The organism is Citrobacter freundii complex sp. CFNIH9 (genome assembly GCF_002903305.1).
In the GTDB taxonomy this organism is placed as follows: domain Bacteria; phylum Pseudomonadota; class Gammaproteobacteria; order Enterobacterales; family Enterobacteriaceae; genus Citrobacter; species Citrobacter portucalensis.
The window spans coordinates 3,719,897-3,746,022 of record NZ_CP026238.1 but is presented as its reverse complement, the minus strand read 5'-3'; the positions used below and the strand labels follow the sequence as shown (position 1 = coordinate 3,746,022).

General features: G+C 54.9%; 21 protein-coding genes and 1 pseudogene. 13 read left to right on the top strand and 9 right to left on the bottom strand.

Annotated elements, in window-relative coordinates:
- Positions 1 to 2 precede the first annotated feature (2 nt).
- Positions 3 to 1,196 carry an ROK family transcriptional regulator gene (locus C2U43_RS19130; protein ID WP_103285645.1) on the bottom strand — a complete coding sequence of 398 codons (1,194 nt, stop codon included), beginning with the start codon at positions 1,194 to 1,196 and terminating at the stop codon, positions 3 to 5.
- Positions 1,197 to 1,310: 114 nt separating this feature from the next.
- Between C2U43_RS19130 and C2U43_RS19125 the strand changes: the two genes are divergently transcribed.
- The 4 genes from C2U43_RS19125 to C2U43_RS19110 all read left to right on the top strand — a co-directional run bounded on the left by C2U43_RS19125 (position 1,311) and on the right by C2U43_RS19110 (position 8,168).
- Positions 1,311 to 4,577 carry a DUF5107 domain-containing protein gene (locus tag C2U43_RS19125; protein ID WP_103285644.1) on the top strand — a complete coding sequence of 1,089 codons (3,267 nt, stop codon included), beginning with the start codon at positions 1,311 to 1,313 and terminating at the stop codon, positions 4,575 to 4,577.
- Positions 4,578 to 4,649: 72 nt separating this feature from the next.
- On the top strand, positions 4,650 to 6,089 hold the full coding sequence (locus C2U43_RS19120; RefSeq protein WP_103285643.1) for a sugar porter family MFS transporter: 1,440 nt from the start codon (positions 4,650 to 4,652) through the stop codon (positions 6,087 to 6,089).
- Positions 6,089 to 6,931 (top strand): aldose 1-epimerase, encoded by an 843-nt coding sequence (locus C2U43_RS19115; protein ID WP_048234719.1) that lies wholly within the window; start codon positions 6,089 to 6,091, stop codon positions 6,929 to 6,931. The genes C2U43_RS19120 and C2U43_RS19115 overlap by 1 nt, the downstream gene beginning before the upstream one ends.
- Positions 6,932 to 7,019: 88 nt before the next feature.
- Positions 7,020 to 8,168: a 3-phenylpropionate MFS transporter gene (locus tag C2U43_RS19110; RefSeq protein WP_103285642.1), complete on the top strand. Its 1,149-nt coding sequence runs from the start codon at positions 7,020 to 7,022 to the stop codon at positions 8,166 to 8,168.
- Here the strand turns inward: C2U43_RS19110 and csiE are convergent.
- The 7 genes from csiE to C2U43_RS19065 form a co-directional block, all read right to left on the bottom strand.
- The gene (gene csiE, locus C2U43_RS19105; protein ID WP_100272028.1) at positions 8,163 to 9,440 is read right to left on the bottom strand and encodes a stationary phase inducible protein CsiE; all 1,278 of its coding nucleotides are present in this window, start codon (positions 9,438 to 9,440) and stop codon (positions 8,163 to 8,165) included. The genes C2U43_RS19110 and csiE overlap by 6 nt on opposite strands.
- Before the next feature lie 811 nt (positions 9,441 to 10,251).
- The gene (locus C2U43_RS19090) at positions 10,252 to 10,851 is read right to left on the bottom strand and encodes a KpsF/GutQ family sugar-phosphate isomerase (RefSeq protein WP_103285640.1); all 600 of its coding nucleotides are present in this window, start codon (positions 10,849 to 10,851) and stop codon (positions 10,252 to 10,254) included.
- Positions 10,848 to 12,485, bottom strand: a complete 1,638-nt coding sequence (locus tag C2U43_RS19085) for an FGGY-family carbohydrate kinase (protein WP_008785469.1) — start codon at positions 12,483 to 12,485, stop codon at positions 10,848 to 10,850. The genes C2U43_RS19090 and C2U43_RS19085 overlap by 4 nt, the downstream gene beginning before the upstream one ends.
- Positions 12,486 to 12,502: 17 nt before the next feature.
- Entirely contained in the window at positions 12,503 to 13,456 is a 954-nt protein-coding gene (locus C2U43_RS19080) for an ABC transporter permease (protein WP_003037658.1), read from the bottom strand.
- A gap of 1 nt (position 13,457) precedes the next feature.
- Positions 13,458 to 14,447 carry an ABC transporter permease gene (locus tag C2U43_RS19075; RefSeq protein WP_071446845.1) on the bottom strand — a complete coding sequence of 330 codons (990 nt, stop codon included), beginning with the start codon at positions 14,445 to 14,447 and terminating at the stop codon, positions 13,458 to 13,460.
- Positions 14,440 to 15,948: a sugar ABC transporter ATP-binding protein gene (locus C2U43_RS19070; protein ID WP_008785466.1), complete on the bottom strand. Its 1,509-nt coding sequence runs from the start codon at positions 15,946 to 15,948 to the stop codon at positions 14,440 to 14,442. Before C2U43_RS19070 ends, C2U43_RS19075 begins: the two co-directional genes overlap by 8 nt.
- Positions 15,949 to 16,051: 103 nt before the next feature.
- Positions 16,052 to 17,035 (bottom strand): autoinducer 2 ABC transporter substrate-binding protein, encoded by a 984-nt coding sequence (locus C2U43_RS19065; protein ID WP_003037665.1) that lies wholly within the window; start codon positions 17,033 to 17,035, stop codon positions 16,052 to 16,054.
- Positions 17,036 to 17,455: 420 nt separating this feature from the next.
- Here C2U43_RS19065 and C2U43_RS19060 point away from each other — a divergent pair, with 420 nt between their 5' ends.
- Both C2U43_RS19060 and C2U43_RS19055 read left to right on the top strand, forming a co-directional pair.
- Positions 17,456 to 18,094: a DUF1007 family protein gene (locus tag C2U43_RS19060; protein WP_048225041.1), complete on the top strand. Its 639-nt coding sequence runs from the start codon at positions 17,456 to 17,458 to the stop codon at positions 18,092 to 18,094.
- A pseudogene (locus tag C2U43_RS19055) lies at positions 18,085 to 19,064 on the top strand (nickel/cobalt transporter). The gene C2U43_RS19060 and the pseudogene C2U43_RS19055 overlap by 10 nt, the downstream one beginning before the upstream one ends.
- Before the next feature lie 103 nt (positions 19,065 to 19,167).
- Here C2U43_RS19055 and suhB read toward each other — a convergent pair.
- Positions 19,168 to 19,971 (bottom strand): inositol-1-monophosphatase, encoded by an 804-nt coding sequence (gene suhB, locus C2U43_RS19050; RefSeq protein WP_003835237.1) that lies wholly within the window; start codon positions 19,969 to 19,971, stop codon positions 19,168 to 19,170.
- Between the two features lie 118 nt (positions 19,972 to 20,089).
- Between suhB and trmJ the strand changes: the two genes are divergently transcribed.
- From trmJ to hscA, 7 genes are all read left to right on the top strand, one after another.
- Positions 20,090 to 20,821 (top strand): tRNA (cytosine(32)/uridine(32)-2'-O)-methyltransferase TrmJ, encoded by a 732-nt coding sequence (gene trmJ, locus C2U43_RS19045; RefSeq protein ID WP_003835235.1) that lies wholly within the window; start codon positions 20,090 to 20,092, stop codon positions 20,819 to 20,821.
- A 239-nt stretch (positions 20,822 to 21,060) separates the two neighbouring features.
- A complete protein-coding gene (gene iscR / locus C2U43_RS19040; RefSeq protein ID WP_003037674.1) occupies positions 21,061 to 21,552 on the top strand; it encodes a Fe-S cluster assembly transcriptional regulator IscR in 492 nt (163 codons plus the stop codon).
- 112 nt (positions 21,553 to 21,664) lie between these two features.
- Positions 21,665 to 22,879, top strand: coding sequence for a cysteine desulfurase (gene iscS / locus C2U43_RS19035; RefSeq protein ID WP_003835233.1), 1,215 nt, complete (start codon positions 21,665 to 21,667; stop codon positions 22,877 to 22,879).
- Positions 22,880 to 22,904: 25 nt separating this feature from the next.
- A complete protein-coding gene (gene iscU, locus C2U43_RS19030; protein WP_002913991.1) occupies positions 22,905 to 23,291 on the top strand; it encodes a Fe-S cluster assembly scaffold IscU in 387 nt (128 codons plus the stop codon).
- A 20-nt stretch (positions 23,292 to 23,311) separates the two neighbouring features.
- A complete protein-coding gene (iscA, locus tag C2U43_RS19025; protein WP_003835203.1) occupies positions 23,312 to 23,635 on the top strand; it encodes an iron-sulfur cluster assembly protein IscA in 324 nt (107 codons plus the stop codon).
- Positions 23,636 to 23,743: 108 nt separating this feature from the next.
- On the top strand, positions 23,744 to 24,259 hold the full coding sequence (hscB, locus tag C2U43_RS19015) for a co-chaperone HscB (RefSeq protein ID WP_003835201.1): 516 nt from the start codon (positions 23,744 to 23,746) through the stop codon (positions 24,257 to 24,259).
- A gap of 15 nt (positions 24,260 to 24,274) precedes the next feature.
- A complete protein-coding gene (gene hscA / locus C2U43_RS19010) occupies positions 24,275 to 26,125 on the top strand; it encodes a Fe-S protein assembly chaperone HscA (protein ID WP_103285639.1) in 1,851 nt (616 codons plus the stop codon).
- The last annotated feature ends 1 nt before the right edge of the window (position 26,126 follow it).

The following is a 26,126-nucleotide window of genomic DNA, read 5'->3' as shown; positions in this document are numbered from 1 at the left end:
GGCTATAACTCGCTAAGCTGTGACTCGACATACAGATAGCCAATGCCCATAAGTTGCTGGGTGCGATTAAGCTTACCGAAGCTTATCTGCGTGGCTCTGGCTCGCGGGTTATCGCCGTGATCGAATGGGTTAAACCCAGTTTGCTGCACCAGCGTATTGAGCCAGCTGTCGCCAAATGCGCAGCTACGCCCATACAACCATATTTGGTTAATATTCAGTATATTCAGAAAGTTATAAAGACTCAGCCCGATGGCGCTGGCGGCATTTTCGGCCCAGGCCTGAATGCGGACATCTCCGTGCTGCCAGGCCGCAATTAGCTGGTCAGTGGTGAGCGTTTCCGGATCGTAAAGGGATGTCGGCTGCGATTTCATCCACACCCGGGCCTGCTTTTTCAATGCGCTTAATGACGCTACGGTTTCCAGACAGCCATAGCGACCACAGTCACAGGCGACACCATCGGGATGAATGATGGTATGCCCAATCTGACCGCTGCCATACAGGCTACCGCGCCAGATGTTATCGTTAATCACAAACGATGAGCCAATACCGTAATCAACGTTAATCACGCAGAAATCACCGTTTGCCGCCGGGTTTTGCCATTTTTCCGCCAGCGCCAGCATCACGCAGTCATTGTCCAGCCGGACCTGCACGCCGAGCTTCTCCTCCAGCAGATATTTTATTTCCACCGGCGTTTTCCACGGGGCCTGGGGCATGGTTTTTGATGCACCGGTTATCGGATCAACTTGACCATGAACGCCAAGCGCCAGATTAATCGTCACCTCGGGAAATTCCCGACGATACTCCCGCCAGTGTGCTGCCAGGGCTGACAGCAGTGCTTTTGGCGATTCGGGGTTGATGACTTCATGCTGCCAGTCGCCTACGGCCACCAGTCGCGCGTCAGCCAGTTGACTGGTGATGCTGGTGGGGGTGACGTTGATGCACAGCGTCCAGGCGCCTTTTTCTGGCAAATGATAGCTGCCGCTGCTCAAACCGCGCTGGCTTAAGGTTTCTCGCGAATGGCTGATTCTCCCTTCATCCATCAGTTCTTCGAGGATATTGCTGACCGCCGGGATCGACAGGCTGGTGAGCTGCGCCAGCTGTGACTTGCTGAGCTGTTTTTCCCGCCACAGGTGAGACAAAAAGATCTGTTTATTCGCCTGACGGACCCTGACATTGTTGAACCCCGAACGCTGCATTCACTTAACTCCCTTAACTATATTGCGTGAGCATTGCGCATTTTAACGCCACCTAACTGCCGCAGAATAGCATCAAGTTGAATTTTTACTTTTATTTATTGAGTGGAGAGCGGCATGTACGGTTCAGTTAAAGTCTGGCAGGAAACGATCACCCTCCCAACGTGGGCGGCGGGTGAAGAAGATGCCAACCCAATGTTTCTGGAAAAACGGGTGTATCAGGGATCTTCTGGAGCGGTTTACCCTTACGGCGTGATTGATACGCTGACAGGCAAACGTGAAATGTGCGACTATCAGGCGGTGTGGATGGAGAACGACTTCATTCGCATCATGCTGCTGCCGGAGTTAGGCGGGCGTATTCATCGAGCGTATGACAAAGTGCAGCAGCGCGACTTCGTCTACTACAACGAAGTGGTGAAACCCGCGCTGGTCGGTCTGCTTGGACCGTGGATCTCCGGCGGCATCGAGTTTAACTGGCCGCAACATCATCGCCCGACCACCTTTATGCCGGTGGATTTTACTCAGCAGCAGGGTGAGCAGGGTGAATACACCGTGTGGATGGGTGAGGTTGAGCCTATGCGCGGTTTACAGGTAATGACCGGATTCACGCTGTATCCGGATCGCGCGTTGATCGAGATAACCGGGAAGGTGTTTAACGGTAACGCTACCCCGCGCCACTTCTTATGGTGGGCGAATCCGGCGGTGAAGGGCGGCGACGATCATCAGAGCGTGTTCCCTCCGGATGTGACGGCGGTATTTGACCACGGTAAGCGCGATGTCTCAGCGTTTCCCATCGCCACCGGCACATACTACAAAGTGGACTATTCGGCCGGTGTGGATATCTCACGCTACAAGAACGTACCCGTACCGACCTCCTATATGGCTGAAAAATCAGATTATGATTTTGTTGGCGCGTGGCATCACGGCGAGCGTGGTGGGTTGCTGCATGTGGCCGATCACCATGTTTCGCCGGGGAAAAAACAGTGGACATGGGGATACGGCGACTTTGGTGTTGCCTGGGATCGTAATCTCACCGATGACAACGGTCCGTATATTGAACTGATGACCGGGGTCTTTACCGATAATCAGCCGGATTTCACCTGGCTTGCGCCGTACGAAGAGAAAGTCTTCGTGCAAAACTTCTTGCCCTACAGCGAACTAGGAATGGTGCAAAACGCCAGCACGCAGTTGGCGCTTCGTCTGGTGCGTGAGCGTAGCCAGCTTTCTGTGGGCGTTTATGCGATTGCGCCGCTACGCGATGTTCAGGTTACGCTTGCTGCGCACGGGCAGCCGTTCTATGAAAATACCCTCACCCTTGAGCCTGGACAGAGCTGGCTGGCCGATGTGTCTGACAATGGCCATGCCCGGGTGACGATGACCGTCACAAGCGTCGATGGCACTACGCTTTTGCAGTACGAAGAGCACATCGCGAAAGAATTACCGCTGCCTTCGGCGGCCATTGCGCCAGCGCTGCCAGAAGCGCTTTCTAATACCGATGAACTCTATTTTATTGGTCAGCATCTGGAGCAGTACAACCACGCCAGCCGCTATGCCGAAGATTATTATCGCCGCGCGCTGGACGTTGATCCGCTGGACTACCGCAATAATGTGGCCCTGGGGACGCTGGCGCTAAACCGCGCCGACTGGGCGCTGGCGGCACAATGTGCTGGCAAGGCGCTGGAGCGGGCGCATAAGCTCAATAAAAATCCGCGTGATGGTGAGGCAAGTATGCTGCTGGCCGCCGCACAGGAACGTCAGGGCGATGATGACAGCGCGTGGGATAATTATTATAAGGCCAGCTGGAGCGGCAACTGCCGGGATGCGGCTTTCTGGTCGTTAGCGCGTTTGGCGATGAAGCGTCAGGACTACGCCGGCGCCTTGGAAAAGGTCGAGCAGAGCCTGCGCTTTAACGGCAGTAATAACCTGGCGATGGGACTGAAAGCGCTGGCGCTGGCAAAGCTTGATCGCAATGCGCAAGCGCTGGACTACATTCGCCAACAGCTGGTTGATTATCCGCTGAGCTATACCCTGCACTATGCGCGCTGGGCTATCTGCCAGGACGAGGCGACGGCGAAAGCGCTGATCTCAATTACCGGGCGTCGCGGGACCAACGCGTGTGAACTGGCAGGCTGGCTGACTTCTTTGGGGCAAAAGGATGCTGCCCGTAGCGTGCTGGAACTGCTCGACAGCCAGGAAACGCTGCCGATGCTGTGGCGCGCTTCGCTGAGCGATAATCCACAACCGTTCATTGAACGTGCTCGTGAGTGTCTGCAAAACCGCGTGCGCTTCCCCAATACGCTGGATGAAGTGCAGATGCTGCAAACTCTTGAGCAAAGTGCTTTTGCCCGCTATTTCCTCGGCTGCTTCTGGTACAGCAAACGGCGTTATGCCGAGGCGGTTTCCTGCTGGCAGTTCACGCTTGCGCAGGAAGCGGATTTCGCACCGGTACACCGTTTACTGGGAATCTATGCCTGGAACAAACTGCACGATGCACAGCAGGCGATGCAGTATTTGTCGCAGGCCGTGGCGCTGGAACCACAGAATGCTCGCTTCCTGTTTGAACTCGACTATCTCAAGAAGTTAATGGCACAACCCGCTGAGCAGCGTCTGCAGCGACTGGAAGCCAGTAAAGAGATTGTCTTCCATCGAGACGATCTGACGGTGGAACTGCTCAGCTTGTGGAATGGGGTGGGGCGCTACGACGATGCCGCCGCGGTGTTACGTGAACGCGTGTTCCATCCGTGGGAAGGTGGTGAAGGTAAAGCCACCGGGCAATATCTGCTGAATCAGATGCATCGTGCCCTGGCTGCCGTTCATTCCGGCGACCTGCAAACCGCCATCGCGCAGCTGCAACAGGCGTTGCACTACCCACAAAACCTCGGGGAAGGACGCTTGCCAGGGCAAACGGATAACGACATCTGGTATTTGTTGGGGCATTGCGCTCAGCTGCAAGGCCATTTCGAAGAATCTCAGCGCTACTTCTCCCGTGCGACGCGCGGCGGCAGCTCACTGGATGCCGGACGTTATTACAACGACCAGCCAGTGGACTATCTCTTCTGGCAGGGTATGGCGCAGAGAAAACTTGGCGATGACGCAGAGGCGGACGCTCTGTTCAATAGCTTCCTGCAATGGAGCGAGTCGCATCACGACAACGTGCCGGATGTCGATTTCTTTGCCGTATCGCTACCCGACCTGGTGGTGCTGGATACCTCAGCACAAGCAAAACACCAGCAACACTGCCTGTTTATCAATGCGCTTGGGCATCTGGGGCTGGGAAATAGCGCCGCCTGTCAGCGTGAACTTGATGAACTCCTGCAACTCAATCCGGCACATGACAAGGCATTACTGCTGCGTCACGCCATTAACGTAAGGCTTTTCCAGTAACACCCGAAACGGGTGGGGGTAACCTCACCCGAAACCTACTGTACCCTGCGTTTCCCTGAAAGAGGAATCATAATGAATAACGCGCAGACACATTTAAAGATTGGTTACGTCTGGACTATCTGCCTGGTTGCGGCCTGCGGAGGTTTACTGTTTGGCTATGACTGGGTGGTGATCGGCGGGGCAAAACCCTTCTATGAAGCATATTTCTCGATTACCGATCCGGCACAATCCGGCTGGGCGATGAGTTCCGCGCTGGTTGGTTGTATCTTTGGCGCGCTGATTTCCGGCTGGTGCGCCGATAAATTTGGCCGAAAAATGCCGCTGATTCTCTCAGCGATCCTCTTTAGCGCTTCCGCCTGGGGAACCGCCGTCGCCAGTAACTTCGATATGTTTATTGTTTATCGCATCGTTGGCGGCGTGGGGATTGGTCTGGCGTCTGCGCTAAGCCCACTGTATATCGCCGAGGTTAGCCCCGCTGAAAAGCGTGGTCGCTTTGTGGCCGTCAACCAGCTCACCATCGTCATTGGCGTGCTGGCGGCGCAGCTTATCAACCTGATGATTGCCGAACCTGTTGCCACAGGCGCTACGCAGCAGGCAATTGTTGAAAGTTGGAACGGTCAGACGGGCTGGCGCTGGATGTTTGGCGCAGAATTAGTGCCCGCGGTAATTTTCCTGGTGCTGATGTTCTTTGTTCCTGAATCGCCGCGCTGGCTGGTGAAAGCGGGAAAAGCCGATCGTGCGCGCGCCATGCTGCAGCGCATTGGTTCGGCGGAATATGCCGGGCAAACGCTGAAAGAGATTGAACATACGCTGCAAAAAGATAATCACAAGGTCGCGTGGTCAACGCTGTTACAACCACAGATCAAACCGATCGTGATTATTGGTATGGTGCTGGCAGTGTTTCAGCAGTGGTGTGGGATCAACGTTATTTTCAACTATGCGCAGGAGATCTTCGCTTCTGCCGGATTCGACATCAACGGTACGTTAAAATCGATCGTGGCGACAGGGATCATCAATCTGGTCTTTACCCTTGCCGCTCTGCCGTTAGTGGACAAAATTGGTCGTCGTAAACTGATGTTGTTCGGTGCGTCAGGATTAACGGTTATTTATGTACTGATTGCCGGGGCGTACGGGTTGGGCATTATGGGCTGGCCGGTTTTGGTTCTGGTGCTGGCGGCGATCGCTATTTATGCCCTGACGCTGGCTCCGGTGACCTGGGTGCTGCTGTCTGAAATTTTCCCTAATCGCGTTCGTGGGTTGGCGATGTCGCTGGGGACGCTGGCGCTGTGGATTGCCTGCTTCCTGCTGACCTATACCTTCCCACTGCTGAATGCGAGTCTGGGTGCGTCGGGAAGCTTCCTGCTGTACGGTGTGATTTGCGCGATGGGCTTCATATATGTTCTGCGTAATGTGCCGGAAACCAAAGGCGTGACGCTGGAAGCGCTGGAAGAACAGCTTGCGGCGCAACATACAAAAGCTGGCGCATCAGCCCAGCAACGAAGCGCCCGATAATGGATGGTCTGCTGACGCTACAAAACGCACATCTGCGGATGTGCGTAGACTCGCAGGGCGGCTCGCTATTAAGTCTGATTTCGTTACAACATCAACAGGCCATTTTACGCGAAGGTCATGGTCAGCAACCCGGTGATTGCGGCCTGTTCCCGATGCTGCCGGTCGCGAATCGGGTGGCGGGAAATCGTTTTATGCTGCGCGGTGAAGAGGTGGTTTTACCTCAACATGGCGCAGATGACACCTTTTTCCTGCACGGTGACGGCTGGCTGCAACGCTGGCAGGTTATCACTGTCACCCAAAGCGGTTGTTTGCTGCAGTTGCGCAGTTGGCATCCCTGTGGCTATGACTATACGGCGCAGCTTTGCTATCAACTGGAAACCTCGAGCCTGCACGCCTCGTTGACGCTCACTCATTGCGGTGAGCAGCCAATGATTTACGGCTGCGGGTTCCATCCGTTTTTCGCCTTTGATAAGCGCAGTACTGCGCAGTTCACCGCCAGCGGCTACTGGCCGGAGGGGGAGCAGCATCTGCCGCTGGAATGGCAACGTGATATCCCTTCAGCGGCTGATTTCATGCATGCGCAATACGGTGAGGATAGCTGGCTGAATGTCGGATATTCTGGCTGGAGCGGGCGGGCCGTTATTCAGCGTGATGTGATGAAAGTCACGATTTTAGCGCAAACTCCGTGGTTGATGCTGTTCAGAATGTCGGGTGAGGAGTTCCTGTGTCTGGAGCCGCAAACGCATCCGGTGAATGCCCACAACATGCAGGGGCAGCCGGGATTGCAGGTTTTAGCGCAGGGAGAACGCTGCCATTTTGCGATGCAAATTAGCGTCGAATAGGGCAAAAATCATGTTATCTGCCTGTTAATGCTCTCTTGCGCCAGCCTGCGTTTGTCGCCAGACTATCGCCTCCAAACGGGAGGGATTCATGGCTTTGCATTCCACGCGCTGGCTGGCGCTCGGTTATTTCACCTACTTCTTTAGCTACGGTATCTTTCTGCCTTTCTGGAGCGTCTGGCTCGAAGGGCTAGGGCTGACGCCTGAAACCATCGGTTTACTGCTGGGCGCGGGGCTGATTGCCCGTTTTCTCGGTAGTTTGCTGATTGCGCCGCGTGTGAGCGATCCCTCTCGGCTGATCTCAGCGTTACGTATTCTGGCCCTGTTGACGCTGGTGTTTGCGCTGGCCTTCTGGGCGGGAACCAACGTGGTGTGGCTGATGGTGGTGATGGTCGGCTTCAACCTGTTTTTCTCACCGCTGGTACCGCTGACCGACGCGCTGGCCAACACCTGGCAGAAACAAATCACCATGGATTACGGTCGGGTGCGACTGTGGGGATCCGTGGCTTTTGTGATCGGCTCCGCGCTAACCGGCAAACTGGTGAGCCTGTTTGACTATCGGGTGATCCTGGTCCTGCTATCGCTTGGCGTCGCCTCGATGCTGCTGGGCATGATGATTCGCCCGAGCGTGCAGCCAGCGGGTGAAAACCGTCAGCAGGAGAGTGCGGGATGGCCCGCCTGGCGCGCGCTGATAACCCAGAGCTGGCGTTTTCTTGCTTGCGTGAGTCTGCTACAGGGGGCGCATGCTGCGTATTATGGTTTCAGCGCCATCTATTGGCAGTCTGCTGGATATTCCGCTTCGGCGGTGGGCTATTTATGGTCACTAGGTGTGGTGGCGGAGGTGATTATTTTCGCACTTAGCCACAAGCTGTTCCGTCGTTTCAGCGCCCGCGATCTGCTGCTGCTTTCCGCCGTTTGCGGGGTGGTGCGTTGGGGATTGATGGGCTGGAGCACCGAGCTGCCGTGGCTGATCGTGGTGCAAATCCTCCATTGCGGAACCTTTACCGTCTGCCACCTGGCGGCAATGCGTTATATCGCGGCACGCCAGGGGAGCGAAGTTATTCGTTTGCAGGCGGTGTATTCCGCGATAGCGATGGGCGGCAGTATCGCCATCATGACCGTATTCGCGGGCTATCTGTACCAGAATCTGGGCAGCGGCGTGTTCTGGGTGATGGCGCTGGTGGCGCTCCCGGCAATCGTTCTGCGCCCGAAGGTGGTCGCGCAGCCTGCAACGTTATGATTCGAGGATTTTGCGGATCTGCTGCTGCTGATGCGGCGTAAGCGCCAGATCCGCATGAATCAACGGGGGTGAAAATAGCGGTAACGGCGTGGTGTACGGCGTAATAATCAGCGTTACGCCGCGCGGGGCACCCTCTTTTTGAAAGTCCTGCATCGGCATATGTTTTACGTTGAGCGGCAGCAGCGTCAGTTCGCGCAGCTGTTGCTCTATATGTACTTCAAGTTGTTCGTTACTACCGGTCAGCAGGATAATCTGCTTTTCGTGTAAATCCTTCTCCTGCATCAGCCAGGCGCCGAAAATAACGGCCACCAGCCCGATCTCTTCTTCGGAAAATTGCACATCGTATTCGGCCTCGAAGCCGTGAATCGCCTCGCGGGTAGTACGAACCAGCCGGGGATAAAGGCGGCTGAACTCCTCCGGCAGCGTGTTATCAATGCCGATGGCAAACACGCTGCGGTTCAGTGCCTGAGCCAGGTGGATATACAACTGGTCATTCAGCCCTTGTTCATCGCTGAAGCGTACATTGCCATACTCGCGAAAACGCAGCACCAGCCGCGCAATAGCAAGGCGCAGGCGGCGATCCTGCTGGTGATTATCGCGAATCGGGTCGGGGATACGAAGCATTGAGAACAGCAACGCCATAAACAGCGATTCGCCCAGCGGTGCACGTTGCATGACGTGGCGCTGCCAGTGACGGCCAATTTCCTCGGCGAGCGGATATTCCGCGCAGGATTGCGCCCAGCGTTGCTGGAGTGGGTTAAACTCCGGGGTGATCCCCGCGTGGTGCTGTAGCAGGCAGTACTGTAAATACAGGCGCAGGAACTGGATGTCACGACACTCAAACGGTTTCTGCAAGCGCCGGGAGCACAGATTAATGAGCGCATGGAGATTGGTGTCGTCATACAGCGTACGTGCGATCCCCCTTTGTTTAAGTTCTGCTTTTAACGCCGGGGTAAACTGCTGGGCGATAAAGGCAGGGCAAATCCGCAGGCCACGGCGCAGCCACTGCAACAGACACAGACGCTGATTTAGCGGGGTTCCTTCGATCGTATAGCCACCATTCTGCGCGGTGGCTATCGCGAGCCGGTGATAGCGCTGGATTTCGAGTCCTGCGCCAATAATATCTTCCTGAACCGTGGCATCATCGACACCGTTGAGGCTGCTGAAGGTTTGTGTAGTAGCGATTTGCCCCGGCAGGAAAAGCGTCAGCAGCACCTGGCAACGGCGCTGGGGAGCGGAAAGTACAGATGGTGGGGCAAGCGTTGACATCATCTGTAGATTCTCCCGTGAGTATGTTTGATAAGAATAGCTAAAGTTTGCTCATAGATTTTGAGAATGGAATGCTTTCCACCAGGAATGCTGGAGAGCGTCACAGAATTTTTAACGTGCGGAACAGATAGCGGTAGTGGAACGCAGCGCGTTAATCCGCTTTTTCACTGTTTTATCTTTTGTTTAGATATGCCAGAGATGTACTGTATGTCATGTTAAACATGATGGAGAATATTTTATTCCGCTATGGGGTTCCGTTCACCCCAGCGTTATCACTTCTCTGAATCAGAGATACCCGTGAACGTGCAAGGGAGGCTCACCGCCGCCTCCCTTGCATCCCAGGCTCCCGGCGGGAAAATCGTCGCGATGCGATTCATTCGTCTTATGCCGTCTGCCTGTCGGGTCGGGGACGAGCCTGCGTCCCTGCAGGCCGTCCACTCTGCCCGCATCCATGCGGGCAGACCCGGTCAGCCGTCAACGACTCATCGATTTTCAGCCGGACCGGGGTCATCGCTTCAACGCTCTGACTTCCAGTGAAACCCGTTTTGCTGTTTAAACAAAAAACGCAGATGGTCAGGTGTGGGCTGGTCCGGCTGAAAATTGCCGACGTGTTTCCGTAAGGCCGGGAGGAATAAGCGGAGGGTATTGCGTAGCAACAATTTTCCCGCGGGGAGCCGGGATTGTTAAGGGTACGGCGATAGTACCCTTAACACGTTCACAGGCAGTATCGTTTCAGAGAAGTGAAAAACATAAGGTGAACGTAGCAATATACCGGAGGCAACAGATTCATTACCTCCGAAACAGCTGTCTGGCGTTACTTACCGCGGCTCAGCGTTAATCCCACATCACCACCTGGATGCACAGACAACAGCGTCTCCTTTGAGTAACCGCTTTCGCTCATCAGGCAGGCGCAGGCGGCGTCAAAGATAGCCAGCACCAGTAAAATTGAGGTGGTGGCCAACATGTTCAGCGGGTCGGCCTCACGCTGGACGCCGGTGGAAATCACCAGCCTCGACGCTTTAGCAATGGCTGAGTCGGCGTTTTCAGTCACGCTCAGAATCGGCACATTTCGCGCATTCAGCCCGGGCAGCAGCCGGGTGAGTTCGTCCGAATTCCCCCCACGCGACAGCATAATCACCAGGTCGTTGGCGCGTAAAAAACCGAGATCGCCATGCGCCGCGTCCGTCGCGTTGAGGTAGATCGCTGGGCGTTCCACGCACGCAAGCATATGCGCCACTTTACGCGCTGCGATGCCGGAGGTACCTACGCCGGTGACGACGATTTTCCCCTGACAGCCGCGCATCTCCGCCATCAGCGACTGCCAGAGCGGTTCAGTCAGATGCTGCCCCAGACCCGCCAGGGCATCGCTATAGAGCTGAAATACGCCGGTGGCCTGAGACCAGGAGTCGCTCATGCGTCCTCCTGCATCAACTGGCGGTATTTCATATGATCCTGATACATCTCGTGGAATACCCGATATTTGCGATCGTAGTACTGCTTAATGCGATTTGTTTGCGGGGTAACCGTTTTACCAATCCGGCTCATCGCCGACATCGCTTCCGGGAAGGTTTCGAAAACGCCTGCGGCGATAGTTCCCATCATGGCGCCACCCAGCAGCATGGCTTCGCTCTCTTCAGGCAGCAGCATCGCGCAGCCGGTGGCGTTGGCATGTTCCTGAACGAAGATTGGGTTTTTCGTCCCGCCGCCGCTGGCCATTATCGTATCGATGGTGTAGCCGCTTTGATTCATCGTTTCAATGATATGGCGGGTTCCCAGCGCAATGGCCTGGATGGTCGCAAGGTACTGTAGCGCCATATCTTCCGGCGTACGTGACAGTTTCAGTCCGGTGATTGCGCCCGTAAGCGTTGGGTTAGCGCGCGGCGAGCGGTTGCCGTGGAAATAGGGCAGGATGTGCATATCGCGGGTTAAAAATGCGATATCTTCCGGCTCACCGGCCATTTTACGCAACAGCGCATTCAGCACTTCGTAAATGGTCTGCCCCTGAGATTTAGCTTGCGCCAGCAGGGTTTCGTAGCAAGGATGCGACTGAATAACGTGGTCGATTAACGCCCCGGTTGCCGACTGTCCACCTTCGTTGAGCCAGTATTCTGGCAGCACGGCTGAGTAGTAAGGACCCCAGACGCCACCGATAAAACGCGGCTCTTTGGAAATCGCCATGTGTCCAGTGGAAGTGCCGCCAATCAGCGCGATTCGACGGTCAAAATCCGCCACCTCGCCGGAAACACCGCTTGCCCCGAGCGTGCCGAGGGTACCGGCGTGGGCATCAATGATCGAGACGCTGACAGCGGTCCCCGGAATCAGCCCCATTTCGCTGGCGGCGCGCGCAGATAGCCCGTGACCGAGCGGTTCGCCCATGGTTTTCACGTAGCGACCAATTTTGGCGGCATCATGCTCCAGCAAATCTTCCAGCCCAATCTGGCGGAAATAGCTGGCATCCCATTTGTCTTCATGGCCCATATAGGTCCATTTACACACCGTCGAACACAATGAGCGCGTGTCATCGCCCGTTGCGCGCCAGGTCAGGAAATCGGGCAGGTCAAAGTAGTATCCCGCATTGGCCCAGGTGTTGGGCATATGTTGCTTCAGCCATAGCAGTTTTGGCGTCTGCATTTCCGGGGAGATAATGCCGCCAACGTAGTCCAGCACCCGATGATGCAGGGCGTTGATGCGCTCGGCCTGAGTAATGGCGCGGTGATCCATCCACACAATGATGTTCTGTTCGCTGCGCCCGGACGGGCTAATGGTCAGCGGTTTACCTTCTTTGTCCAGCACCACCAGTGAACAGGTCGCGTCAAAGCCCAGACCTTTCACCTGGATAGGGTTGATATCCGACTGGTTAATCGCATCGCGAACCGCGTTACACACCGCCTGCCAGATGTTATCGGAAGACTGCTCAACAAAATCGGCCTGCGGGCGGTAAATCTCGATGGCCCGACTGGCCTGACCGACCATTCTGCCGTTGAGATCAAACACGCCAGCACGGGCGCTTCCGGTTCCGACATCCACACCAATAAAGTAACTTGCCATAATTTTTTCTCCTGAAATCAGGCTTTACGATTCTGTAATGCGATAAAGAGGATCAGCACCGCGCCCCACAGCGCCATCGTCAGATAGCTGCTGACCCCCAGCAAGTTAAGGCCGCTTTCCAGCATTTGCAGCACAATCAGTGCCAGCACCAGGCCGATAATGCGCCCGAAGCCGCCATCCGGGTTGATACCGCCGAGGACGGAGGCAAGGATGGTGACCAGCAGGTAGGATTCACCGTATCCGGCTTTAGCTGAGTTGAATTTCGCCATCATCAAAATGGCGGCGACCCAGCCGAGCAGGGCAGAAATCACGTACACCGAAATTTGTACCCGTACGGTATTCACGCCGCTGTAGCGGGTAGCCTGTTCATTGGAACCAACGAGATACAGGCTGCGCCCAAGAGTGGTGTGTTCCAGCAGTACCCACAGCAGGATTGCCACCAGGAAAAAGAGCAGTAGCGCCACCGGAATACCGGCAATCGTGGCGTTACCAAGGTACTGAATGGCGGTCGGAAAACCGGAAATCACCGTCCCGTTGGAAAGCAGAATATTCAGCCCGGAGATAAGCGTCATCGTGCCGAGCGTGGCGAGAATAGGCGAAACCCCGACCCAGGCAATCAGCGCACCGTTGAGCGTGCCGATAGCCACCGCCACGGCAGCGCCTGCCAGCAGCGCCAGCACCAGAAACAGCGGGTTATCCGGATGGGTGACGATAATCGCCGCCATCACCAGCGAGCAGGCGTTCGCCCCGGCAATAATCGACAGGTTAATGCCGCCGGTCAGCATGGTCATGCCCATCCCGAGGGCCAGCATGCCGAGGATTGGTAGCTGTGAGCCAATCGACTGGAAGTTAGCGACGCTGAAAAAACGGCTGCCAAGCAGGGCCGAGAAGACCAGGGCGACGACCACAATAATCACGCATTGCAGACGAATGATGGCATCACCGGGTAAAAATCTGGCGATTGTTTTCATCTCAAAGCTCCCTTGCCAGTTTGCGTTTTTCGTTCCAGGCCGTGGCGCTAATGCTGACCAGGATAATGGCGCCGCTGAACACGGTGTGCCAGTAAGAGGAGACGCTAAGCAGCGTCAGGCCATTTTGTAAGAAGGCCAGCAGAACCACGCCGAGCAGGGTTCCGGTCAACGTACCGCGCCCGCCGCTCATGCTGGTTCCGCCGAGTACTACCGCCGCCAGCACCGTCAGCTCAAAGCCGAGCAGCGAATTGGGCGCAACTGACTGGGTGATTTGCGCCTGAACCACGGCGGCAACGCCTGCCAGAATGCCCATGTAGCCATAGACGTAAAAATGCAGCTTCAGCAGATTCAGCCCCAGGCGCGAGGCCGCGTCGCGGTTGCCGCCCATGGCGTAAACCTGACGGCCAAGACGGGTATAGTTCATCAGCACGGCGGTAAAAATGATCACCGCCGCCAGGCACAGCAGGGGGAGGGTCAAACCGTAGTCGTAGCCATCCGCCGCGGTGAATGAGAACCAGTTAATGCCGTTCATAAACCAGTCCGGGAAGCCGTACAGCCAGGTGCCTTTGGTGGCGTAAACCAGCAGACCGTAGTAGACGTTCAGCGTGGCGATGGTAATGATGATTGCCGGAACGCGTAGCCAATAGACCAGAAAACCGTTGATCAGCCCAAGCAGCAGGCCTACCGCAATAGCGATGATTAACGCCAGCGCGAAGTTGCCGCCGTGACCGATAACCCAACTGGCCATTGCATACTGGGCTATCGCGGTCATCGCCGGAAATGAGATGTCGATCCCACCGGAAATCAGCACCACAAACAGCCCACAGGCCAGGATGCCGAGAATCGCGTAGCTGGTGGCCACATCCGTCAGGTTCCCCAAAGACAAGAACTCGTCGGTGCTGACGCTCAGCCCAACGGCAAGGGCTACAACCAGCAGGCCCAGCCAGAACTCATGTTGCCCGATTAAACGGGAGAGATGCATCTTATTCATTGATTACCTCGACCACTTCAGCAATCTCCTCTTCACGGCATTGATGAGGATTAAATTCCGCCACCAGCTTGCCGCGACGCATTACCAGCACACGGTGGCTGTTGTAATACGCTTCCGGGATTTCATCGCAAATCATCAGCACCGCCATACCCTGTTCAGCCAAATCGCGGGCTATCTGGTAAATGCCCTCTTTGTTGGCGATATCCACGCCGACGGTAGGCGAGTCGAGGATCAGGATGCGGGGATTGGTCGCCACCCATTTGGCAATGGCGATACGCTGGGCATTACCGCCGGAAAGGGTTTTGACCGGCAGGTGCGGATCGGACACTTTGATATTCAGTTCGCGGATTAAATCGGCGACCAACTTTTGCGCTTTACGATGATCGAGCAGACCGCTACCGGTGTGCAGTTGATCAAACACCGTGACGATGGTGTTGTCGTAGATCGACTGCTCCATGATCAGCCCCTGCGTCAGGCGATCTTCTGAGACATAGCCGATCCCGTGTTGGATGGCATCATGGTTATTGCGCAGAGTAACCGGCTGACCGTTAATGCGAATCTCGCCGCTTTCCGGGTGCGTCATACCAAACAGGCTCAGACAAAGCTCAGTGCGCCCGGCACCCAGCAGACCAACAATGGAGACGATCTCGCCGCCGTGCAGCGACAGATTAATGTTTTGGTATTTGCCTCTGCGGCTGAGATTGCGCAGCTCAAGCAGCGGCTCTTGCTCAATCGCGGGCCTTTCCGGCAACGGGCTGTAGTGGAAGCGTTGTCCGGTCATCAGGAAGGCCAGCTCGTGGCTGTCGAGTTCGCTGGCAGGGTATGTACCCACCAGTTTGCCGTCGCGCATTACGCTGATGCGGTCAGCCACTTCCATCACCTCATCCAGACGATGGCTGACAAACACGACGCAAATTCCGGCCGCTTTCAGTTCATTAACTACTCGCAGTAGGCCATTAACCTCCTGGCGGGTTAGCGAGGCGGTGGGCTCGTCCATAATCACCAGACGCGCATCGGCGGCAATCGCCCGGCAAATGGCGACCAGCTGTCGATCAGCAATTGAGAGTTTTTCAACTTTTTTATCGGGATCGATATTCACCCCAATACGTTTCATGGCTGCCAGCGCCTGCTGCTTCATGGCGCCGCGACGCACCCAGATATCGCCACCCGGCAGATAGCGGTTGACCGCGATATTTTCTGCGACGCTAAAGTTGGGGAACAACGACAGGTCCTGATAAATAACCTGAATGCCATAATGGGAAGAGAGCTGCGGCGTCAGATGATGGAACAATTTTCCGTCGAGTAAAATCTGCGCGCCTTTTTCCGGATGATAAACCCCGGAGATCACTTTAATAATGGTACTTTTACCACAGCCGTTTTGACCCGCCAGACAGTGAACTTCGCCTTTTCTCAGCGTCAGATTCACGTTATCCAGCGCCAGCACGCCCGGGAATTGTTTGCTGATATTCTCAAGAGTGATAAATGCGGTGGTGTCTGCCATGGACAATACCCCTGCGCGCGTCCGGGGGGACGCTGAGTGTTAGTTTGGTTGATAGCGCCGACCAGACGGTCGGCGTTAAGGTTCCCTGGTGTTGGCTAAAGCCTTAGAAACCAAGTGATTGTGCGTTGTCTTTAGTGACTTCGAGGATCTTGTTAAAGCGGATCACTTTCTTCTCCGTGTCGATATCGGCTTTCCCTAAACCATCGATACTCAGATCGGCGTTCACTTCTTTGCCCTGCAACAGCTGATCGGCAACGGTGACCAGCGCGTAGCCCGCGTCTTTTGGATCCCACAGCAGCGCTTTTTTGATATCACCGCGCATCAGGTAAGGTGCTGCCTGCGCTGGCATAGCGATTCCGACGACGGCGATCTTATCTTTGGCGCGTTTTTTCTGCACAGCCTGACCCGCACCGATTGGACCCAGCGAGCCGAAGCCGATAATGCCCTTCATCTGCGGGTAGGTTTTCATCAGATCCAGCGTTGTGGCGTAGGATTTATCGATACTTTCCGCGACCGGCAGACGTGAAGTGACTTCGAACATTTCCGGATATTTTTCTTTCTGGTACTTAATCGCATAATCCGCCCACGCGTTATGCAGTGGGACCGTCAGCGAACCAACATAGATGGCATATCCGCCTTTGCCGCCCATATTTTTCGCTAACTCATCGACGTTAGCCTGTGCGTATTTTTCACTATCGATGGTTTCGATATCCCACTGGCCAATTTGCTCATCCGGGGATTCGTGCGTCAGCACCACGATGCCTTTATCGCGCGCTTTTTTCAGTACCGGCTCAAGGACCTTGGCATCATTCGGCACCACGATGATCGCATTAACGTTTTTGGCGATCAGATCCTCAATCACTTTCACCTGCTGCGCCGGATCCGGCGTTGAAGGTCCGGTCTGGTAAGCATTCACATCCAGTTTTTTTGCTGCTTCATTTACGCCGGTTTCCATCCGGTTAAACCATGGGATCCCGGTGACTTTGGCAACCACAGCAATTTCATATTTTTCCGCCGCAAAGGACGTGCCGGACAACATGCATGCAGAAACCAGGGTTGCACTGAGTAATGCGAGTTTGAATTTCATAGTTGTACCTTTCGTAGGGGGCAGGACATGTCACGGCGTGAAGTTAACAATGAATGGAAGAGGGAATGAATCATAAGTTTTGCGAATGTGATCTATGCCCATTGTTGTGAATTTATGGAAATAAAATGGTTAATAATTAGTTAAATTTGCATGGTTTTACATTCAGTTGTTCAAATTAAGTGTTAATTAAATATTAAAATGAAACTATTAATTAACATATCGTTATCATTTGGCTTAAGTTTTGACGCCGAAAAGGTGTTTGAGGGGAATTTCCCGAAGAAGAAATTATCGAAATTGAGAACTGAATCGATACCGGAAAAGGGTGCTCAATATTTTTTCGTTCAATGGTATCCTCAGCACACTTTCGCCAAACCAGGCATCATTATTTGTGGCGGTGTAGATTTTCATCGTGGAGAACTCATGCAAGGCGTTAAACGTATCATTATCACGTTGTTTCTCGCTGTCCTGTCCTTTGGCGCAGGCGCGCATCCCCACAGCTTTATCCATCTGAAAACTGAGATAGTGAGCGAGAATGACCAGTTCGTCGCGCTGAAAATGCGCTGGACGATGGATGAAATTACCTCGGCGGATCTGCTTTACGATGCGGGGAATGCCAAACCTGGTGATGAGATCTGGAAGAAACTGGCGGCGGAAGTGATGGCCAACGTTCTCGGGCAGCACTATTTCACCGAAGTGTGGCACGACGGGAAAAAGGTAAAGTTTAAAAACAGGCCGACGGAATATGGCATGGCGCGGGAGGAACACCAGGCAGTGCTGACGTTCGTTTTGCCGCTGGCCGAAGCTCAGCCGCTGAGTGGTCAAAAATATACCATTTCAACCTTCGACCCGACCTACTACGTTGATATGAGCTATGACAAAGATAGCGACGCCAGGCTGGGGCAGTCCATAAGCCAAAAATGCCGGATTTCAGTACATACGCCGACGCCGAATGAACAAACGTTGAGCTTTGCGCAGTCGCTGGATAAAGAAGACGCACCGCCGGAGGATATGGAGTTGGGTAAACAGTTTGCACAGACGGTAACGCTGCAATGTCAGTAGTGTATCAACAACGCGCAGCCAGACGTCGCTGGCTCATGCTATGGCCGCTGGCTGTCTTTTTGCTGCTGGCGGCAGGCGGCATACTGTGGCTATGGCAGGCCTGGCCGCAGGTGATGATGAAAAGTGTCGTCTGGCAGCGCGACGTTAACCAACAGATGAGCGGGTTGCTGAAAGCAGTTGCCGCCAGGCCGGCCCAGGCCGGGGGATCGCTGCTGCTGTTTAGTTTTCTCTACGGCGTTCTGCACGCGCTGGGGCCGGGACATGGAAAAGTCGTTATTACCACCTGGCTGGCAACGCACCCTTCGAAGCTGAAGTCGAGTATTGGCCTGACGCTAGCCTCATCTTTATTACAGGGGCTGGTCGCCATCGGACTGGTGGTTGTGGTGCTTACCATCTTGCAGTTGCCTGCACGACAGCTACATATGAGTAGTTTCTGGCTGGAGAAAGGAAGTTATGCGCTGGTTGGCGTGTTGGGCGTTTTATTGTGCGTCCGTGCGCTGAAGAAATTGCGCCAGCTGCTGCGCCGCCCAAAATTCACTGCCTTCACGCCGCATCATGTGCATCACGAGGGTTGCGGCTGCGGGCATCAGCATTTGCCCGATCCTGAACAGCTGCAAAGTGGTGATGACTGGCGTGCCCGGTTGATGATCGTGCTGTCTATGGGGATGCGCCCATGCTCGGGGCCATCATGGTTTTACTGTTCAGCAAAGTGGTTGGCGTGTTTAGCTGGGGTATGGCGTCGGCGCTGGCGATGGCGGCAGGAACCTCTTTGACGATTACGTCACTGGCTCTGCTGGTACACAGTTTCCGCTCGCTGGCGGTGAAACTTAGCGGGCATAAAGCGCCGGTATTGTGGCGACAGATTGGCTGGACGACGCTGGCGTTAGCCGGTGGTGCGGTGCTGATCGCTGCTGCGGTAGTGATGTGGATGAGTGCGGTGCCGGTAGGGCGAGGGATAAGACCGTTTTAGCACTGTTGTAGGATGAATGCCTGATGGCGCTTCGCTTATCAGGCCTACGGGGAACTTCCCTGGTAGGCCGGATAAGGCGCTAGCCGCCATCCGGCATCAACGATTAGCGCTTCAGCGCATCGCTCAGTTCGTCACGCATGTTAGCCAGCATGGCTTTCACTACGCGCGGGTTACCTGCAACGATGTTGCCGGTCGCCATGTAGTTATGACCACCGGTAAAGTCGCAAACCAGTGCGCCAGCTTCACGGGCAATCAGCTCACCTGCGGCGAAATCCCACGGGCGCAGGCCAATTTCGAAATAACCGTCAACGCGGGCTGCGGCAACGTAGGCCAGATCCAGCGCAGCAGAACCGGTGCGGCGGAAGTCCGCACATTCGGTAAACATGTTGCCCAGAATTTTCATGTAAGAAGCGGCGTGCTGTTTGGCTTTGAACGGGAAACCGGTGGCGATGATGGTGCCATCCAGATCGCGGGCGGTGCTGCCACGCAGGCGGTAGCCGTTCAGCTGTGCGCCCTGGCCACGGGTTGCGGTGAACAGTTCGTTACGCATTGGATCGTAAACAACGGCGACTTCAGTACGGCCTTTGATGCGTACTGCGATGGATACCGCGAAGTGCGGCAGACGTTTTACGAAGTTGGTGGTGCCATCCAGTGGATCGATAACCCATTGAACATCCAAATCTTCACCAACATGTTCACCGCTTTCTTCGGTGATGATGGTGTGCTGTGGGTAAGATTTGCGAATCGTTTCGATAATAATCGCTTCGGCGGCTTTATCGACGTTAGTCACGAAATCATTGCTGCCTTTCTGGCTGGTTTCTACAGAGTCTGGGGTTTCGTAGTGTTTGGCAATTACATTACCCGCCTTGCGCGCTGCGCGCACGGCGATGGTCAGCATCGGATGCATCGGTCTCTCTCACTGGATGTTAAAGAACGGGAAAACGGCGCAGAGTATAGCAGCGAGTTCGGAATATGTCTTCGTTTTATGATAATATGCCCGAATAATCTTTAGCCGAAGAAATACAATGCTGCAAAATATTCGAATCGTGCTGGTGGAAACCTCTCACACTGGCAACATGGGCTCTGTAGCCCGCGCAATGAAAACCATGGGTTTAACCAATCTGTGGCTGGTAAATCCACTGGTTAAACCGGACTCCCAGGCCATCGCCCTGGCAGCGGGTGCCAGTGATGTGATCGGCAGCGCGCAGATCGTCGATACGCTCGATGAAGCGCTGGCGGGCTGTAGCCTGGTGGTAGGCACCAGTGCGCGTTCCCGCACGCTGCCGTGGCCGATGCTGGATCCGCGTGAATGCGGTTTAAAAAGTGTCTCTGAAGCGACGAACTCGCCGGTGGCGCTGGTCTTTGGTCGTGAACGTGTTGGTCTGACCAACGAAGAGCTACAGAAGTGCCATTATCACGTCGCCATTGCCGCGAACCCGGAATACAGTTCGCTCAACCTGGCGATGGCAGTGCAGGTCATCTCTTATGAAGTGCGCATGGCCTGGCTGGCGACGCAGGAAAGCGACAAGACCGTAGATTACGAAGAAGCAGAGTATCCGCTGGTCGATGATTTAGAGCGTTTTTACGGTCATCTGGAGCAAACGCTGCTGTCGACCGGGTTTATCCGTGAAGGGCACCCGGGGCAGGTGATGAATAAGCTGCGCCGTCTGTTTACCCGTGCGCGTCCAGAGAGCCAGGAGTTGAACATCCTGCGCGGGATTTTAGCTTCAATCGAGCAGCAGAATAAAAGCAAGTAACTGTACTAATGCCGGATGCGCTTCGTTTATCCGGCCTACAGGCCGCACGATTTGCAGGCCGGATAAACGGAGCGCATCCGGCAAGTGAAAATGGCACTGAAGGTTAAATACCTGACTAAATTAGTCAAGTAAATAGTTGACTGATTTAGTCGGGAATGTCAGACTTGCCCCTGCTATGCAATACCCCCATTTTACAATAAAAAACCCCGGGCAGGGGCGAGTTTGAGGCTAAGTAAGACATGAGACTGACATCAAAAGGGCGTTACGCCGTGACCGCAATGTTGGACGTTGCGCTCAACTCCGAAACGGGCCCGGTACCGTTGGCTGATATTTCTGAACGTCAGGGAATTTCCCTGTCATATCTGGAGCAGCTGTTTTCCCGTTTGCGTAAAAACGGTCTGGTTTCCAGCGTACGTGGACCAGGCGGCGGGTATCTGCTGGGTAAAGATGCCGGCAGCATCGCAGTAGGTGAAGTGATTAGCGCTGTTGACGAGTCTGTAGATGCGACCCGTTGCCAGGGCAAAGGCGGTTGTCAGGGCGGCGATAAATGCCTGACCCACGCGCTGTGGCGCGATCTGAGCGATCGTCTGACCGGTTTCCTCAACAACATTACGTTGGGCGAACTGGTAAATAATCAGGAAGTCCTGGATGTGTCTGGTCGCCAGCATACCCATGACGCTCCACGCACTAATCGTGCTCAAGACGCGATCGACGTTAAGTTACGCGCATAATAAAAGTATTTTAGAATCAGGCCGGGGTGCTACACACCCCGTTAACTCGGTCGTACATCCAGCCGGTTGCCTGATTCCTTGCATTGAAGCGATGTACGGAGTTTATAGAGCAATGAAATTACCGATCTATCTCGACTACTCCGCAACCACGCCGGTGGACCCGCGTGTTGCCGAGAAAATGATGCAGTGTCTGACCCTGGACGGAAACTTTGGTAACCCAGCGTCTCGTTCACACCGTTTCGGCTGGCAGGCTGAAGAGGCGGTAGATATCGCCCGTAACCAGATTGCCGACCTCGTGGGCGCTGACCCGCGTGAAATCGTATTTACTTCCGGTGCGACTGAATCCGATAACCTGGCGATTAAAGGTGCAGCCAACTTTTATCAGAAAAAAGGCAAGCACATCATCACCAGCAAAACCGAACACAAAGCCGTGCTGGATACCTGTCGTCAGCTGGAGCGCGAAGGGTTCGAAGTCACCTACCTCGCCCCACAGCGTAACGGCATTATCGACCTGAAAGAACTTGAAGCGGCAATGCGTGACGACACCATTCTCGTGTCCATCATGCACGTGAACAACGAAATCGGCGTGGTGCAGGATATCGCGACTATCGGCGAAATGTGCCGTGCTCGCGGCATCATCTATCACGTTGATGCGACCCAGAGCGTGGGCAAACTGCCTATCGATCTGAGCCAACTGAAAGTTGACCTGATGTCCTTCTCCGGCCACAAAATCTATGGTCCGAAAGGTATCGGCGCGCTGTACGTTCGTCGTAAACCGCGTATTCGTATTGAAGCGCAGATGCACGGCGGCGGTCACGAGCGCGGTATGCGTTCCGGTACGCTGCCTGTGCACCAGATCGTCGGCATGGGTGAAGCATACCGTATCGCTAAAGAAGAGATGGAAACCGAGATGGCGCGCCTGCGCAGTCTGCGTAACCGTCTGTGGAACGGCGTGAAAGATATGGAAGAGGTGTACCTCAACGGTGACCTCGAGCAGGGCGCACCGAACATTCTCAACGTCAGCTTCAACTTTGTTGAAGGCGAGTCGCTGATTATGGCGCTGAAAGACCTGGCTGTATCCTCCGGTTCTGCATGTACTTCTGCAAGCCTGGAGCCATCCTACGTGCTGCGCGCGCTGGGGATGACCGACGAGCTGGCACACAGCTCAATTCGTTTCTCTTTAGGTCGTTTCACTACCGAAGAAGAGATTGACTACGCCATCAATCTGGTTCGCAACTCCATCGGCCGCCTGCGCGACCTTTCTCCGCTGTGGGAAATGTTCAAACAGGGCGTGGATCTGAACAGCATTGAATGGTCACATCACTAATCGGTACCGATAAGGAGAATTCAGCATGGCTTACAGCGAAAAAGTAATCGATCATTACGAGAATCCACGTAACGTGGGCTCTTTTGACAACAGCGACGAGAACGTGGGCAGCGGCATGGTGGGTGCACCGGCCTGTGGCGACGTGATGAAGTTGCAGATCAAAGTCAACAATGAGGGTATCATTGAAGACGCGCGTTTCAAGACTTACGGCTGCGGTTCCGCTATTGCTTCCAGCTCTCTGGTTACCGAATGGGTAAAAGGGAAATCTCTGGACGAAGCACAGGCGATTAAAAACACCGATATCGCCGACGAGCTTGAACTGCCACCGGTGAAAATTCACTGCTCTATTCTGGCTGAAGACGCGATTAAAGCCGCGATTGCGGATTACAAAAGCAAACGTGAAGCAAAATAATTAAGAGTTGAGGTTTTATTATGTCGATTACCTTAAGCGACAGTGCAGCAGCGCGTGTAAATACCTTCCTGGCAAACCGCGGTAAAGGGTTTGGTCTGCGTCTGGGCGTGAGAACCTCCGGCTGCTCAGGTATGGCCTATGTACTGGAATTTGTTGACGAGCCGGCGGCTGAAGATACCGTGTTTGAAGACAAAGGCGTAAAAGTCGTGATCGACGGTAAGAGCCTGCAATTCCTCGACGGTACGCAGTTAGACTTCGTCAAAGAAGGTCTGAACGAAGGGTTTAAGTTCACTAACCCGAACGTGAAAGACGAATGTGGATGCGGCGAAAGCTTCCACGTGTAACGCGCTTACTGATAACCCCACCGTGGTCGCCTGCGCGTGGGGTTTGTTTTACCTGACTCTCTGGTTTTGCCTCATCGAACAACAGAGAATCGATGCCCTGAGAATGTTATGGACTACTTCACCCTCTTTGGCTTACCGGCCCGTTATCAGCTCGATACTCAGGCGCTGAGCCTACGTTTTCAGGATCTACAACGTCAGTATCATCCTGATAAATTCGCCAGCGGTTCCCAGGCGGAACAACTTGCTGCGGTTTCGCAGTCCGCCACTATCAACCAGGCCTGGCAAACGCTGCGTCATCCTTTGATGCGCGCCGAATACTTATTGTCTTTACACGGTTTTGATATCCGCAGCGAGCAGCACACGGTGCGCGATACCGCGTTCCTGATGGAGCAACTTGAGCTGCGTGAAGAGCTGGACGAGATTGAACAGGCAAAAGACAGTCAACGTTTAGATGCGTTTATGAAACGCGTCAGCGAAATGTATAACGTTCGCCATCAACTGATGGTGGAACAGCTGGATAGCGAGACGTGGGACGCAGCGGCAGATACCGTGCGTAAGCTGCGTTTTCTCGATAAACTGCGAAGCAGTGCAGAACAACTCGAAGAAAAACTGCTCGATTTTTAATTTCCGGAAGCGAAAATGGCCTTATTACAAATTAGTGAGCCTGGTCTGAGCGCCGCGCCGCACCAGCGTCGTCTGGCGGTAGGTATCGATTTAGGCACCACCAACTCCCTGGTTGCTACCGTACGCAGCGGCCAGGCCGAAACGCTGGCAGACCATGAAGGTCGCCACCTGTTGCCGTCAGTGGTTCACTATCAGCAGCAGGGCTACTCTGTCGGTTACGATGCCCGCGCCAATGCAGCGTTGGATACGGCAAACACCGTTAGCTCGGTAAAACGCATGATGGGCCGCTCTCTGGCGGATATCCAGGCGCGTTACCCGCATCTGCCATATACGTTCCAGGCGAGCGAAAACGGTCTGCCGATGATTGAAACCGCTGCCGGTTTGCTTAATCCGGTGCGCGTCTCTGCTGATATTCTGAAAGCGCTGGCCGCGCGGGCTACCGAATCGCTGTCCGGCGAACTGGACGGCGTGGTAATCACCGTTCCGGCTTACTTTGACGACGCACAGCGTCAGGGGACCAAAGACGCCGCGCGTCTGGCGGGCCTGCACGTATTGCGTCTGCTGAACGAACCGACCGCAGCGGCGATCGCGTATGGTCTGGACTCCGGTCAGGAAGGCGTGATCGCAGTCTACGATCTTGGCGGCGGTACTTTTGATATTTCTATTCTGCGCCTGAGCCGCGGCGTGTTTGAAGTGCTGGCGACCGGCGGTGATTCCGCGCTCGGCGGCGACGATTTTGACCATCTGCTGGCCGATTATATTCGCGAGCAGGCGGGCGTGGCCGATCGCAGCGATAACCGCGTACAGCGTGAACTGCTGGATGCCGCGATTGCAGCGAAAATCGCACTTAGCGACGCTGGTTCTGTAACGGTTAACGTGGCAGGATGGCAGGGTGAAATCACCCGTGAAACCTTTAATGAACTCATTTCCGCACTGGTCAAGCGTACGCTGCTGGCCTGCCGTCGCGCGCTGAAAGATGCGGGCGTGGAGCCGCAAGATGTGCTGGAAGTGGTGATGGTTGGCGGTTCAACTCGCGTGCCTCTGGTACGTGAGCGCGTCGGTGAATTTTTTGGCCGCACGCCGCTGACTTCTATTGACCCGGACAAAGTGGTCGCTATCGGTGCGGCAATCCAGGCGGATATTCTGGTCGGAAATAAACCGGACAGCGAAATGCTGCTGCTGGACGTTATCCCGCTGTCTCTGGGACTGGAAACCATGGGCGGTCTGGTGGAGAAAGTGATCCCACGTAACACCACTATCCCAGTGGCGCGCGCGCAGGACTTTACCACCTTTAAAGATGGCCAAACCGCGATGTCCATTCACGTGATGCAGGGCGAGCGTGAGCTGGTGCAGGACTGTCGTTCACTGGCGCGTTTTGCGCTGCGCGGCATCCCGGCATTGCCAGCAGGCGGCGCACATATCCGCGTGACCTTCCAGGTGGATGCCGATGGGCTGCTGAGCGTCACCGCCATGGAGAAATCCACAGGCGTTGAGTCCTCAATCCAGGTTAAACCGTCCTACGGTCTGACCGACAGTGAAATCGCCTCCATGATTCAGGATTCGATGAGTTTTGCCGAGCAGGACGTTAAAGCCCGTATGCTGGCAGAACAGAAAGTCGAAGCGGCACGCGTACTGGAGAGTTTATCCGGTGCGCTGAACGCTGATGCCGCGCTGTTAAGCGCCGCAGAACGTCAGGCTATCGACACCGCCGCCGCGCACTTGAGCGAGGTTGCACAGGGTGACGATGTTGACGCGATAGAACAAGCCATTAAAAACGTAGACAAACAAACCCAGGAATTCGCCGCTCGCCGCATGGACAAATCCGTCCGTAGCGCGCTGAAAGGCCATTCCGTGGACGAGGTTTAAT